Annotated in this window: 16 protein-coding genes and 1 pseudogene; 7 read left to right on the forward strand and 10 right to left on the reverse strand. The window is 68.6% G+C overall.

Going from position 1 to position 13268, the window contains the following annotated elements:
• Positions 1-20 precede the first annotated feature (20 nt).
• The 7 genes from FG385_RS20515 to FG385_RS34005 are packed head-to-tail and all read right to left on the reverse strand — an operon-like array spanning position 21 to position 4134.
• Positions 21-1805, reverse strand: a complete 1785-nt coding sequence (locus FG385_RS20515) for a complex I subunit 5 family protein (protein WP_235022686.1) — start codon at positions 1803-1805, stop codon at positions 21-23.
• Positions 1798-2145: a sodium:proton antiporter gene (locus FG385_RS20520; RefSeq protein WP_139098389.1), complete on the reverse strand. Its 348-nt coding sequence runs from the start codon at positions 2143-2145 to the stop codon at positions 1798-1800. The genes FG385_RS20515 and FG385_RS20520 overlap by 8 nt, the downstream gene beginning before the upstream one ends.
• Entirely contained in the window at positions 2142-2885 is a 744-nt protein-coding gene (locus FG385_RS20525) for an MnhB domain-containing protein (protein WP_200834570.1), read from the reverse strand. The genes FG385_RS20520 and FG385_RS20525 overlap by 4 nt, the downstream gene beginning before the upstream one ends.
• Positions 2882-3130, reverse strand: a complete 249-nt coding sequence (locus FG385_RS20530; protein ID WP_139098390.1) for a Na(+)/H(+) antiporter subunit B — start codon at positions 3128-3130, stop codon at positions 2882-2884. The genes FG385_RS20525 and FG385_RS20530 overlap by 4 nt, the downstream gene beginning before the upstream one ends.
• Complete coding sequence (locus FG385_RS20535) at positions 3127-3429, reverse strand: monovalent cation/H(+) antiporter subunit G (RefSeq protein ID WP_139098391.1); 303 nt, start codon at positions 3427-3429, stop codon at positions 3127-3129. Before FG385_RS20535 ends, FG385_RS20530 begins: the two co-directional genes overlap by 4 nt.
• Positions 3422-3679, reverse strand: a complete 258-nt coding sequence (locus FG385_RS20540; protein ID WP_139098392.1) for a monovalent cation/H+ antiporter complex subunit F — start codon at positions 3677-3679, stop codon at positions 3422-3424. Before FG385_RS20540 ends, FG385_RS20535 begins: the two co-directional genes overlap by 8 nt.
• Positions 3676-4134, reverse strand: a complete 459-nt coding sequence (locus tag FG385_RS34005; RefSeq protein WP_160148855.1) for a Na+/H+ antiporter subunit E — start codon at positions 4132-4134, stop codon at positions 3676-3678. The genes FG385_RS20540 and FG385_RS34005 overlap by 4 nt, the downstream gene beginning before the upstream one ends.
• A gap of 78 nt (positions 4135-4212) precedes the next feature.
• Here FG385_RS34005 and FG385_RS34010 point away from each other — a divergent pair, with 78 nt between their 5' ends.
• The 4 genes and pseudogenes from FG385_RS34010 to FG385_RS34935 all read left to right on the forward strand — a co-directional run bounded on the left by FG385_RS34010 (position 4213) and on the right by FG385_RS34935 (position 7597).
• Positions 4213-4386, forward strand: coding sequence for a hypothetical protein (locus FG385_RS34010; protein ID WP_160148856.1), 174 nt, complete (start codon positions 4213-4215; stop codon positions 4384-4386).
• A 34-nt stretch (positions 4387-4420) separates the two neighbouring features.
• A complete protein-coding gene (locus FG385_RS20550; protein WP_139098394.1) occupies positions 4421-4837 on the forward strand; it encodes a CBS domain-containing protein in 417 nt (138 codons plus the stop codon).
• Between the two features lie 14 nt (positions 4838-4851).
• A pseudogene (locus FG385_RS20555) lies at positions 4852-5817 on the forward strand (SDR family oxidoreductase); the annotation flags it as partial.
• A gap of 43 nt (positions 5818-5860) precedes the next feature.
• Positions 5861-7597, forward strand: coding sequence for a glycoside hydrolase family 15 protein (locus tag FG385_RS34935; protein ID WP_235022687.1), 1737 nt, complete (start codon positions 5861-5863; stop codon positions 7595-7597).
• Between the two features lie 3 nt (positions 7598-7600).
• Here the strand turns inward: FG385_RS34935 and FG385_RS20565 are convergent, their stop codons facing one another.
• Positions 7601-9124 (reverse strand): catalase, encoded by a 1524-nt coding sequence (locus tag FG385_RS20565; RefSeq protein WP_139098397.1) that lies wholly within the window; start codon positions 9122-9124, stop codon positions 7601-7603.
• Between the two features lie 107 nt (positions 9125-9231).
• Between FG385_RS20565 and FG385_RS34940 the strand changes: the two genes are divergently transcribed.
• From FG385_RS34940 to FG385_RS20575, 3 genes are read left to right on the forward strand one after another with little or no spacing between them, the layout of a single operon-like run.
• Entirely contained in the window at positions 9232-9711 is a 480-nt protein-coding gene (locus tag FG385_RS34940) for an enolase-like domain-containing protein (protein WP_235022688.1), read from the forward strand.
• A complete protein-coding gene (locus FG385_RS34945) occupies positions 9708-10331 on the forward strand; it encodes an enolase C-terminal domain-like protein (protein ID WP_235022689.1) in 624 nt (207 codons plus the stop codon). Before FG385_RS34940 ends, FG385_RS34945 begins: the two co-directional genes overlap by 4 nt.
• Before the next feature lie 11 nt (positions 10332-10342).
• On the forward strand, positions 10343-11683 hold the full coding sequence (locus FG385_RS20575; RefSeq protein WP_235022690.1) for an FAD-binding oxidoreductase: 1341 nt from the start codon (positions 10343-10345) through the stop codon (positions 11681-11683).
• On the opposite strand, the gene FG385_RS20580 is transcribed toward FG385_RS20575, so the two are convergent.
• Positions 11608-12228, reverse strand: a complete 621-nt coding sequence (locus FG385_RS20580) for a hypothetical protein (protein WP_200834571.1) — start codon at positions 12226-12228, stop codon at positions 11608-11610. The genes FG385_RS20575 and FG385_RS20580 overlap by 76 nt on opposite strands.
• Complete coding sequence (locus FG385_RS20585) at positions 12225-13196, reverse strand: TIGR03557 family F420-dependent LLM class oxidoreductase (protein WP_139098398.1); 972 nt, start codon at positions 13194-13196, stop codon at positions 12225-12227. The genes FG385_RS20580 and FG385_RS20585 overlap by 4 nt, the downstream gene beginning before the upstream one ends.
• Positions 13197-13268: the final 72 nt, after the last annotated feature.

Raw genomic sequence — 13268 nt, forward strand, 5'->3', positions numbered from 1 at the left:
GACAGGAGAGCCAAAAATCTTTAAGTTCCGCTGAGGGCGAGGATTCCGGCGAAGGCCGCGGTTCCGAACGCCAGCCAGGCGGCGTAGTCGCCGATGTGACCGGAATGCAATCGATGCAGGCCGGCCAGCGTCGTGCGCGACCACCCAGGGACTCGCCGGGTGTGCAGGGCCGCCAACGCGATGAGCACGGCGAGCGCGGTCGTGAGCAGACCCAGCAAGACACCGGTTCCGGTCCATGTCGTTTCAGGCGCGGCGGGCGCGGGCGGGGTTGGTTGCGCGAGTGCGTCCGCGGTATAGGCGTGCTGGTTCACGAACGCGGCGGCGGCAGGTCCGATTCCGGGGACGAATCCGATGACCAGCCCGCCTGCGAACAACAATGCGATGGCCACGGTCATGGTTGTCGGTGTCGAGGGAGGAGGCTGGGTGTCGGGTTCCTCGTCGCGGCCGGTGGTCAGCTCCGATGCGGGCTCGTCGGAGGGTGGGGGGCCCACCCCGAAGTAGACCCGCAACGCGACCCGGAACGCCGCGGCGCCGGTCAGTGCGGACACGACGAGCGTCAGCCCGGTGAGTGCGGGCGAATCACCGGCCTCGTCCATCAACGCCTTGCCCAGCGCTGTGCCGAAGGGTGGCAGGCCGGCCAGCGCGAGCGCACCGACGGCGAACGCGAACCCGGCCACCTTGTGGTCGCGGGCTCGTCCGTAGAGTTCGAGTTCATCTACGCTGCGGTAGCGGCTGAGCAAGAGCCCCGTCAGCAGGAACAGCGCACCTTTCACCGCCGCATGGGCGGCAACGGCGACGCCCACACCCGCGATCCCCAGTGGGCTCAGCGCGGCGATGCCAACCAGGAACAGGCCGATGTGGGCGATCGTCGAATACGCCAGCAGCCGCTTGATGTGCCGTTGGGTGAAGCACATCAGGCCACCCAACGTGGCGGTGACGATGCCGAATACGAGGAAGGTGCGGTGCACGGCCGTGTCCGGGAGCACGCCGCGGAAGACCACCCAGTACAGGCGGGCCAGCCCGTAACACCCCAACGGCGCCATGACGCCCGAGAACAGCACGCATACCGGGGCCGGTGCGACCGCGTGCGCGTCGGCCAGCCAGAAATGGAACGGTACGGCGGCGGCCTTGACCAGCCAGCCAGTGCCGATCAGCACGAACGCCATGAGCACCAGCGGATCGCTGCCCCGGGCGGACAAGGCGAAGGCCAGCTGTGGCAGACCGAGCTGGCCCGTGCGGGCATACAGCAGGCCGATTCCGGTCAGGCAGAGGTAGGCACCGAGCGAGTTGACGACGCCGAACGTCAGTCCACCTTGGACAGACTCTGGATCCTCGATCTTGAACCCCGCCAGCGCGTAGGCCGCCGCGCCCATCAGTTCGAAGAACACGAACATGTCGAACAGGTCGCCGGTCAGCGCGAAGCCGGCCATACCGGCGGCGAACAGCAGCATGAGCGCGTGGTAATGGCCGTGGGCGGTGTCGAAGTAGCGCCATCCGAACAGCAGCGCGACGGTGGTCAGCGCGAAGATGAGCACGGCGATGCCGCTGCCGCCGCGGTCGGCGACCAGCACGATGCCGACGGTCAGGTTCGGCCGGGGCTGCCAGCCGCCGGCCCAGGTGACGACCCGGCCGCCCGAGGTGGCGTGCAGCAGCAACGCCGAGACCGCGAGCCCACCGGCGGCCACGGCCACGGCGGTGCCGTCGGTGACCCAGCGTGGGCACCTCGCACCCAGTGCGAGCAGCACGCACGCGCCGGCGACCGGCACGACCAGGCATAACGGGAGCAGCGCGGTGGGATCAGCCACGGAGCGCCCGCAGTTCGTCGGGCACGATCGTGCCGTGCCGCTTCGCCACCTGGATCACGAGTGCGAGCAACAACGCGGTCACCGTCGCGGAGACGACGATGTCGGTCAGCGTCATCGCCTGCACCACGGGGTCGACGACGGGTGTGCCCGCAGCGGTGCTCGGTCCGAAGATCGGCGCGACCGCGCCACGCTGGTAGCCGACCGTCAGCAACACGACGTAGGTGCCCGACTGCGCGACCGAGACGCAGACGACGGTGTGGATCAGGTTACCGCTGCGGACCACGCCGAACACACCGGCCAGCACCAACCAGATTCCGGTCCCGTAGGCGAAGGTGCTCATCGGCGGCCCCGTCTCGTCGCGATGGCCAGATCCTGTTCGAGGAAGCCCGCCAGCAGTACGACCACCCCGGATGCCACCTCGATGCCGATCGCGATGCTGAACAGTGGCACGGTGCCGGCCGAGACGAGCTGCCCGAACTGTCCCGTCGGCAACACGTTCGCCAGGAAGCCCGCACCGGCGGCCAGGCCGGCCACGCCCAGCGCAACGACGGCACCCATGCCCACGGCCTCGCCATATTCGTACCAGTGCAACGGGCGCAAGCGGCGCAGCGCGGGATAGCTGCCCGCCAGATACATCAGGTGCAGGCCCGTGCCGAACACGACACCGCCCTGGAAACCGCCGCCGGGTGTGAGGTGACCATGCACGACGATATCGGCGCCGAGCAGCAGGCTCACCGGAAGGAGCAGGTAACCGGCCAGGCGGGTGCTCTGCAGGACATGCCCGGCACCGGGCGGCCGGCGAGCTCGCTCGTCTGCGGCCGGCCGCAACAGGGTGACCGCACCGATCACGGACGCGAGCAGGATCGCCTCTTCAGCGAACGTGTCCAGGCCGCGCTGGTCGAAGTTGACGGAGGTGACTACGTTGGGGGCCTGGCGGGACAGCGCCGCGGCCACCGCGCTGTCCCGGTACGGATGCCAGTCACCGCCGAACGGCGGCACCAGGTGCAACGCGTACCCGAGCATGGTTGCCAGGACGGTCGCGCCGATCCCGAACAGCACGAGCCGCGCCCTTCTGCTCACTGCTTCTTGTCCTTTGTGGACCGAACACTGCGGATGGTGAGCAGGACCATCAGCGGTACCACCGCACTGCCCACCGCAACCTGCGACAGCGCGACGTCGGGCGCGGCCAGAATGAGGAACAGGACACCGAGCAACACGCCGTACACCGATAGCGTGACGGCCTGCCTCCTCGGATCGGACGTCAGGACGACCACTGTGCCGCCGAGCGCGACGAGGCCCAGCATGAGAAAGCTCAGGACTGTCATTCCGGTGTCGCCACCTCGATGACCCCGTCGCGGCGCGCGTTGAGCCTGCCGGTCGCGGCCCCGAGGATCGGGCCGGTGACGGCGAGAAGAACGACGATCGCGAGCACACTCGCGCCGCTGAGCCCGAAACCGTCGACGACGATCGCGGCGGCCCCGATCAGGGGGCTGGCGACGGAGGTCAGGACGGTCAGATAGTGCAGGCGGCGAAACGCGGTCCGGGCCCGCACAGCGGCAAGCGAGGCGAGCACCGCCACGAGCGTCCCCGTGCCCAGCAGGATGCCCGCGATGACGCTACTCATCGGACGCGCCGAGCAGGCGGGTGAACACCAGTGTGCCCACGAACGACAGCAGTGCCAGGGTGAGCGGCACGATCAGGTAGCTGCTCTGGCCGAACGCCTGGCAGACCACGAGCATCATCAGGGTGGCTGTGACGGACACCAGGCCCAACCCCACCACCCGGCGTTCCGCGGTGTCCCGATAGGACACGACCATCGCGGGCAGCAGGCCGCCCAGCAGTAACGCGCCGGCCGCGATCAGCCAGACCGTCATGGGCTCAACTCCCGTTCCAGCCGGGTACGACCGATCGGCATCTTGTGGAAGAGCAGTTCGCCGGAGTCACGGTCGATGTCCACCACCACCGACCCCGGAGTCGCGGACAGCACCGCCACGGTTGCCGCTTCCTGGCCGGCTCGCGCAACCTCCCCCCGCTCCCGGGGCAGCGTCATGCTGCGGAACTCGTCGTGGCATTCGTGCGTCCGGCGACGGGCCGCGAGCCCGAGCACGGCCAAGGCGTCATGAATGACCGCACCCGGCAGCATGACCAACCACCGGATCCATGTCAGGCGGATGCTCCAGCGCAAGCCGGCCGCCCGCCGGGCGGTACGGGCCACCACGGCGCACGGCACGGCAAGTACAGCCGCGGTCACGATCTCCTGTACTGACACGGAGTTCAGCGTGGCAAGCCACACCACCACGAGGAACGCCCACCATACGCCGACTTCCACGGCAAGGTTAGTACCCGGGACGGGCCGGAACAAAACCCGCACTGTTTGGAGCCGTGGCGCGGTGGGCAGTCTCTCGCTATGAGTACAGAAGATCCGAACGATCTCGCGAACCCGCACCGGACCACGGTCGACGAGGAGCGGCGTCCACACCGTCCCGATGAGGACACGCCTCCGAGGGAGGAGCGGGAATGGCGGGAGGTGGCCGAGGAGGTCAAGCAGGCCGTGGAAGACGCCGACGGCCCGCTCGAATGAATCTGGGATCCACATAGGACGCAAAAGGAGAGCGATGACGAAGGCACGTGACTTCATGACCAAGGATCCCCAGTGCGTGCGGTCCAGCGAGGCGGTGCTCGATGCCGCTCGCCGGATGGCCGACCTCGCGGTCGGGGCGCTGCCGATCTGCGGTGAGGACGACCGTCTCAAAGGGATGATCACCGACCGCGATATCGTGGTGCAGGTGCTCGCCGCGGGCAAGGACCCGCGCGCGATCCAGGCCGGTGACCTCGCTCAGGGGGAGGCCGTCACCGTCGGCGCGGACGACGACGCCGAAGAAGTCCTGCGCACCATGGCGCAGCACCAGGTGCGGCGGGTTCCGGTGATCGATGGGCACGATCTCGTCGGGATCATCGCGCAGGCGGACGTGGCCCGGGCACTCACCGACCCCAAGGTCGGGGACCTGCTGGAAGCGCTCTCGGTCGATTGAGCGACCACACGTCGATGAGTCAGGTGGTCGTCGTCACCGGGGCCAGCGGCGGTATCGGGCGTGCCGCTGCGCGCGCGTTCGCCAGACGTGGCGCGCGGGTCGCGCTCCTGGCCCGCGGTGAACGGGGGCTGCGCGCAGCCGCTAACGACGTTCGCGAGGCCGGTGGCGACGCGCTGGCGCTGCCCACCGATATGGCCGACTTCAGCCAGGTCGAGCGGGCCGCGAGCCGGGTCGAGGCGGAGTTCGGCCCGATTGACGTGTGGGTGAACGACGCGTTCACCTCGGTGTTTGCGCCGTTCGACCAGATCCGGCCGGAAGAGTTCCGGCGGGTTACCGAGGTGACCTATCTCGGGTACGTGCACGGCACGCTGGCAGCGCTCGCCCGGATGAAGGCACGCGACGCCGGCACCATCATGCAGGTCGGTTCGGCCTTGTCGTACCGCGGCATCCCGTTGCAGTCGGCGTACTGTGCGGCCAAGCACGCGATCCAGGGCATGCACGAGTCGCTGCGGTGCGAACTGCTGCACGAGGACAGTCACGTGCGGGTGACCATGGTGCAACTCCCGGCGGTGAACACCCCGCAGTTTTCCTGGGTACTGTCGCGGCTGCCCCGGCGCGCGCAACCGGTCCCGCCGATCTACCAGCCGGAGGTGGCGGCGAGAGCGATCGTGTACGCGGCCGATCATCCTCGCCGTCGGGAGTACTGGGTGGGTGTCAGCACCGCGGGTACGCTGGCGCTCAACGCGATCGCACCCGGCCTGCTCGATCGATATCTTGCCAGAACCGGTTTCTCGTCCCAGCAAACCGATCAGCGGCGCAGCCAGGACCAGCCGGCCAACTTGTGGAAGCCCGCCGACGACGCCCCGCAGGGACACGACTTCGGCGCACACGGCGCGTTCGACCGCCAGGCAAGGGAGCGCAGTGCGCAGCTGTGGGCAAGCAGGCATCACGGCGCGCTGGCCGGTGCCGGAATGCTGGCCGGCTCGCTGGCGCTGTGGCGGGGCTGCTCACCGGACGGTCCAGGTGACGGTCGCGCCGCATGTACTGCGCGAATACGCGCTCATCGCCGACGGGGAACGTGGGGCCCTGTGTGGTCCGCAGGGCGATCTCGCGTGGCTGTGCGCGCCGGGCTGGGACGACGACGCCGTGTTCGCCGGTCTCGCAAACGGCGATGGCGTCTACGCGATCACGCCGACCGACCGCTTCGCATGGGGCGGCTACTACGAGCCCGGCAGCCTGATCTGGCGCAATCGCTGGATCACCGACCATACGGCGGTCGAATGCCGAGACGCCCTGGCGTTTCCCGGTGACGAGCACCGCACGGTGATCCTCCGCCGTGTGCTGGCCGTCGAGAAGGATGTCCGGCTCCGGGTCTGCCTGGATGTCCGAGCCGGATACGGCGCCCGGCCCATGCACGACCTCCGCCGCGACCAAAACGGCAGCTGGCTGGCCCGTACCGGTGATCTCCGGGTGCGGTGGTCCGGCGCCGCGGAGGCGAAGCCGGACGAGAATAGCGCGCTCGGGTGGGAGCTTTTCGTACCCGCCGGCCGGCACCACGACTTCGTGCTGGAGATCAGTGATCGGCCACTGCCCGATCTCCTCGACGCGGAGCTGGCGTGGACCCGCACCGAACACGCCTGGCCGGAGGCCGTCCCGGCGTTCGCCGGCAGCGTCGCGCCACGCGATGCGCGGCATGCCTATGCGGTGCTGCGCGGGCTGACCACACGCGGTGGCGGCATGGTCGCGGCGGCCACCCTCGGCCTGCCCGAGCGGGCCGAGGCCGGACGCAACTACGACTACCGGTATGTGTGGCTGCGCGACCAGTGTTATGCCGCCCAGGCGGTCGCCGTCGGCGACCCGCATCCGCTGTTCGACGACGCGGTCCGGTTCGTCACGGCACGTGTCCTTGAGCACGGTCCCGACCTCGCGCCCGCATATCGGGCGACCGGCGCGGCTGTGCCGGCACCGGAAACGCTGGGCCTACCCGCCTACCCCGGGGGCGCCGCCGTCACCGGGAACCGCGCCACCGCACAGTTCCAGCTCGACACCCCGGGCGAGGCCCTGCAAGTGTTCGCGACGGCCGCCGCCCACGATCACCTGGACGCCGAAGGTCACCGCGCCGCCGAACTGGCCGTGCGGATGATCGGCGATCGGTGGCACGAGCCGGACTCCGGAATCTGGGAACTGGATGACAAGCGGTGGACGCATTCGCGCCTGGCTTGCGTCGCCGGGCTGCGCGCCTACGCCGCGCAGCTGCCCGGCCCTCGCGCCGCCGAACTGACCGCCCTCGCCGACGCGATACTTGCCGAGACGGCCCCACGCTGCACTGGTCCGGGCGGCGCCTGGCGGCGCAGCCCCGGCGACGACCGAGTGGACGCATCGCTGCTACTGCCTCCGGTGCGAGGTGCCGTGGCGGCCACCGATCCGCGCACGCTCACCACCCTCCAAGCGGTCGAGGACGAGCTCACCGAGGACGGGTATGTGTACCGCTTCGCCCAGGACGGTCGGCCGCTGGGCGAAGCGGAGGGCGCGTTTCTGTTGTGCGGCTTCACGATGTCGCTCGCGCAGTGGCAGCAAGGCAAGGCGACTGAAGCGTTCCGCTGGTTCGAACGCAACCGTGCCGCGTGCGGCCCGCCGGGGTTGTTCGCCGAGGAATACGATGTCCTGCAACGGCAGCTGCGCGGGAATCTGCCGCAGGCCTTCGTACACGCGTCGCTGCTGGAGACCGCCCAGCGGCTGGCCACACCGTGCCCCCGATAGCGGTCAGGCTTTGGCCTGCATGCTGCGGCGGGCCGGGTTACCCTGTTCGGCGGCCTTCGGGTCGAGTTCGCCCTGCTTGGCCCGCACTCCTTCCTCGACCTGCCTGCCGAGGTCGGTGTCCACGTTGCGCCAGTAGTGGAAAGCCCGTTGCAGCACGGGTTCGGTGACCTGGTTGAGCAGGTGACCGACGATGTTGTCGATGAGCCGCTCCCGGGCCGCGTCGTCCAGCACGTCACGAACGAGCGTGCCCGGCTGGCTCCAGTCGTCGTCCGCCTTGTGGGACACGTACGGTGAACGCACGATCTCGCCTGCGGCCGCCCAGCCGGCCGGTTCGCCGGACCGCTCGGTGTCGGCGCGCGGTCCGGCCTTCGAGTTCGGGGCGTACACCGGGTCCGACACCGGCTCGTACCGCATCGCGCCGTCCTTGCTATAGCTGTGCACCGGCACGTGTGGCGCGTTCACCTTCAGTTGCTTGTAGTTCGCGCCGAGGCGGTGACGGTGCGCGTCGGCATAGGAGAACAGGCGGGCCAGCAGCATCCGGTCCGGGCTCGGCCCGATGCCGGGCACCATGTTGTTCGGTTCGAATGCCGCCTGCTCGATTTCCGTGTGGTGGTCGACGGGATTGCGGTCCAGGGTCATCCGGCCGACCTCGACCAGGGGATAGTCGGCGTGCGGCCACACCTTCGTCAAGTCGAACGGGTTGAATCGGTAGCGCTCTGCGTCGTCGAACGGCATGATCTGCATGGACAGTGTCCAACTGGGATGATCGCCTCGCTCGATCGCCTCAAACAGGTCCCGTGTGTGGTAGTCGGTGTCCACGGCCGCCATCTGGTCGGCCTCGTGCTGCGTGAAGTACTCCATGCCCTGGTCGGTCTTGAAATGGTACTTCACCCAGAACTTCTTGCCTCGCGCGTTGATCCACAGGTAGGTGTGGGAGCTGTAGCCGTTCATGTGCCGCCAGGTGCGGGGGATGCCGCGGTCGCCCATCAGCCAGGTCACCTGGTGTGCCGATTCCGGCGACAGGGTCCAGAAATCCCACTGCATGTCGTGGTCGCGCAAGTTGTTGTCGGCGCGGCGTTTCTGCGATCGGATGAAGTGCTGGAACTTCAACGGATCCTTGACGAAGAACACCGGCGTGTTGTTGCCGACCATGTCGTAGTTGCCGTCGGTGGTGTAGAATTTCACCGCGAACCCGCGCGGGTCACGCCAAGTATCCGGGCTGCCGCGTTCACCCGCCACGGTGGAAAACCGCACCAAAACATCGGTCGTCACGCCGGGCTGGAACACCGCCGCCTTCGTGTACGCACTGACGTCCTGGGTGACCTCGAAGCGCCCGAACGCGCCGCTGCCCTTGGCATGCGGCTGGCGTTCCGGGATCCGTTCCCGGTTGAACTGGGCCATTTGCTCGATCAGGTAATGGTCTTGCAACAGGACGGGACCCTCCGGTCCGAGCGTCAACGAGTGTTCGTCGCTTTCGACCGGGATGCCCGCGTCGTTCGTGGTCGGTGGGTATTCGCCCGAAGGCATACGCCGCCTCCTTTCGTGGTTCCACCGTCGGTTACCCGGCATTGCGCCGGGGCGAAACGTCCGCGGGCGACATGGTTGACTCGGCACGCAGCGGGTAGTCAGCGGACGTGATCGGGATCGAGTCCGTCGAGGCTGCCGCTTATACGCTGCCCACCGAGATCCCGGAGGCCGACGGCACCGCAGCTTGGCAGGAGACCACGATCGTCGTCGTGCACGCGCGTGCGGGTGGGAAGGTGGGCGTCGGATGGACCTACGGTGCCGCGGCGTGTGCCGCCATCGTGCGCGATCTGCTGGCCGGCGTGGTGGTGGGCCGGGACGCGCTGGCGGTGCCCCGCTGCTGGTCGGCGATGGTCGCCGCGGTCCGCAATGCGACCAGGGCCGGTGCCATCGGTTATGTGATCTCGGCCGTTGACGTGGCACTGTGGGATCTCAAGGCGAAACTGCTCGATCTGCCACTGGCCAGCTTGTTCGGCATCGTGCACGATGCCGTGCCGGTGTACGGCAGCGGCGGGTTCACCACCTACGACGCCAATCAGTTCACGAAGCAGCTTGCGGATGGGCACACGACCAGCGCATCCCCCGGGTGAAGATCAAGATCGGCGAGTCGTGGGGCAGCGAGGAACGCCGCGACCTCGACCGTATCGCGGCGGCCCGCGAGGCGATCGGCCCGGACGTCGAGCTGTACGTCGACGCGAACGGTGGCTACGAACGAAAACAGGCCGCGCGCGTCGGCCGGGCGATGGCTGAGTGGGACGTGCGCTGGTTCGAGGAACCGGTCAGCTCCGACGATATCGACGGACTGCGCGAAATCCGGGACTCGGTCACCGCCGAGGTGACGGCGGGCGAGTACGGCACCGACATCTTTTACTTCCGCCGCATGTGCCAAGCCGGTGCCGTGGACTGCCTGCAGATCGACGCCACCCGTTGCGGCGGCTACACGGAGTGGTTCCGCGCCGCGGCCGTCGCGGCGAGTTTCGGGCTGACCGTGTCCGGCCGCTGCGCCCCACACCTGCACGCCGCTGTCGCGGCCGCAACCCCGAATGTGCGGCATCTGGAATGGTTCCACGACCACGTTCGCATCGAGAACGCGCTGTTCGACGGATGTCTCGATCCAACCGGCGGCGAGGTCACCCCTGACGCATCGCGTCCCGGCCACGGCCTGACATTCCGGCACGCCGCCGCCGAGCGCTATGCCGAACCCGTCTGAGGAGGACAACGATGAGCCCTGTCGACGCCGACGGGCTGGCCCGATCGCTGCGGGAGCGGGTGGACGGGGACGTCCGCTTCGACGCCGGCAGCCGGGGGGCCTACTCGACCGACGCATCGAACTTCCGCCAGGTGCCCATCGGGGTCGTGCTGCCGCGCACCCCGGATGCCGCAGCCGACGTGATCGCCGTTGCCCGCGAGTACGACGCGCCCGTGCTCTCTCGCGGTGGCGGTACCAGCCTGGCGGGCCAGTGCACGAACACAACCGTAGTGATCGACTGGTCGAAATACTGCACCGAACTGGAATCCGTGGACACCGACGCACGCACGTGCGTCGTGCAACCGGGCATCGTGCTGGACGAGCTGAACGCGCAGCTCGCCGATACCGGCCTGCGCTTCGGGCCGGAACCGGCCACGCACGCCAATTGCACGATCGGCGGCATGATCGGCAACAACTCCTGCGGCGCCACCGCCCAGCGCACCGGCAAGGTCGTGGACAACATCGGCCGGCTGGAGGTCCTGCTCTACGACGGCACCCGGTTCTGGTGCGGTGAGACCAGCGACGAACAGTACGCAGAGATCGAACGTCGCGGTGACCTGCGCGCGGCGCTGTACCGGCAGTTGCGCGGCCTGCGCGACACCTACGCCGACCGGATCCGGGAACGCTATCCGGATGTCCCGCGCCGGGTGTCTGGCTACAATCTTGACTCGCTGTTGCCTGAGCACGATTTCGACGTCGCCGGACTGCTCGTCGGCAGCGAGTCCACTTTGGTCACCGTGTTGCGCGCCGAGCTCGAACTCGTTCCGGTACTGGAGAGCCGCAGCTTGGTCGTGCTCGGCTACCCGAGCATCGACCGCGCGGCCGACGCCGTGCCCGCGATCCTGCCACACGAACCGATCGCGCTGGAGGGGGTTGACGCGAAGCTGATCCGCGACGAGGAGATCAAGCACCTCAATCCCGAAGCGCTGGCCGAACTTCCCAGGGGCAACGCGTTCCTCATGGTGCAGTTCGGTGGCGCCGACACCGAAGAAGCCGACGAGCGGGCCAAACGGATGCTGGACGCGATGCATGAGAGCGACCACGAACCCACGGTCGCGTTCCTCGACGACCCGGCGGGCGAGGACGAGTTGTGGCAGGTGCGCGAGGCCGGTCTCGGTGCGACCGCACACGTGCCGAGCCACCGCGACACGTTCGAGGGCTGGGAGGACTCCGCCGTGGCGCCCGATCGGCTGGGTGACTACTTGCGCCGACTGTCCGCACTGTACGAGGAATTCGGCTACGCCAGCGCCGGTGCATCTGGCGGAGCTGCTGGCCGCCGCGAACGCAGGCACCGGTACAGCTCCTCGCCGTAGGGAAGCGCGATGAGCCCGGCGATCGCACCGCCGACGGCGGCCAGATAGCCCGTGGGCAGGCGACGCCGCTTGAACCGGAGTCGCCAGGCATTCCCCTGCGTGGCACCGCCCGCGAGCGCACGTAACTGCTCCCAGTGCAGGCACGCGAGTGTCCCGGTTGCCATGAACGGCAAGGATTCCAGAAAGCTGTGGACGTGCTGCTCCCACGGCGTCACGGTGCGGCCGCTGTCCTGCGCGGTCCGCACGTCCCACAACGCCGTGGCCTCGTGCGCCGCAATCGCCGACGCGATGATCACCAGCGCAAGCGGGTTGATCTCGCACAGTAGGGCGAGCGCTATCGGCCCGCCGACCTCTGCCATCATCAGCGCGTGGATCAGCGATTCCCGGGTACCCGACGTGTGCTCGATGCGGGTGCGCCGGTGTTGCAGCCAGTCCAGAATCCCCGGTGCGAACCACGCCGGTAGCAGGCCGAACAGCAGGTATCGCAGGGTCGCGCTCTCGACGTCGGTGGGCCGCCCGGACAGCCGGATCGTCCGCTTTCTCACGACCTGGCTGCCCGAAGCTCGGGGAACAACTCACGCTCCGCGAAGGCGAAGAAGTCCCGTTGTGCACCGCCCCCGATTTGCGCGAGCGCGACGTCGGTGAATCCTGCCTTCCCGAACTCCGCGACGGCGGACACGATCCCGTCGATATCCGGACCGCACGGGATGTTCGCCGCGACGTCCGCCGGTGTGACGAACTGGGTGGCGTCCGCGAAAGCCTGCGTGCCGGGCAATTCCGAGTTCACCTTCCAGCCGCCCGCGAACCAGCGGAACTGCTCGTGAGCCCTGCGCACGGCTGCGTCTCGGTCGGTGTCCCAGCAGATCGGCAGCTGCCCGATCTTCCGTTGGCCGGTCTCGGTCGAGAGCCTGTCCCAGGCAGTGACAAGATCGTCATCAGGAGCCACCGCGATCATCGCGTCCGAGCGCGGGGCGGCCAGCGCGACCGATTGCGGTCCGGACACGGCCGTGGCGATCGGCACCCGGCGCTCGGGAAGGTCCCACAGCTTCGCCGAGTCGACCTGGAAATGCCTGCCCTGGTAGTTCACGTAGTCACCGTCGAACAGCTGGCCGATGATGGTCAGCGCTTCCGCGAGCATCTCGTGCCGGACGTTCACCGGCGGCCAGCCCGGGCCGATCACGTGCTCGTTCAGGTTCTCACCGGCACCGAGCCCGAGGGTAAAGCGCCCGCCGGATAGCAGTTGCACCGTGGCGGCCTTCTGCGCGACCACGGCCGGGTGGTACCGCCTGGTTGGGCAGGTCACGTAAGTCATCAACTCGACGCGGTCCGTGGCCTGGGTGACCGCGCCGAGCACACTCCACGCGTACGGGGCGTGCCCCTGGCTGGCGAGCCACGGCGAGTAGTGATCGCTCATCACCTCGAAATCGAATCCCGCGGCCTCGGCCGCGCTCGCGTTGGCCACCAGGTCCCGCGGGCCTGCCTGCTCCGTCATCAACGTGTATCCGAAGCCCATGGCCCTCGGCTGCCCACGATGTGACCGCGGTAAACCGCCCGACAGCGACTGTCCATTCCGGACGCATCGGCA

This window comes from Amycolatopsis alkalitolerans, from assembly GCF_006152065.1.
GTDB classification, from domain to species: domain Bacteria; phylum Actinomycetota; class Actinomycetes; order Mycobacteriales; family Pseudonocardiaceae; genus Amycolatopsis_E; species Amycolatopsis_E alkalitolerans.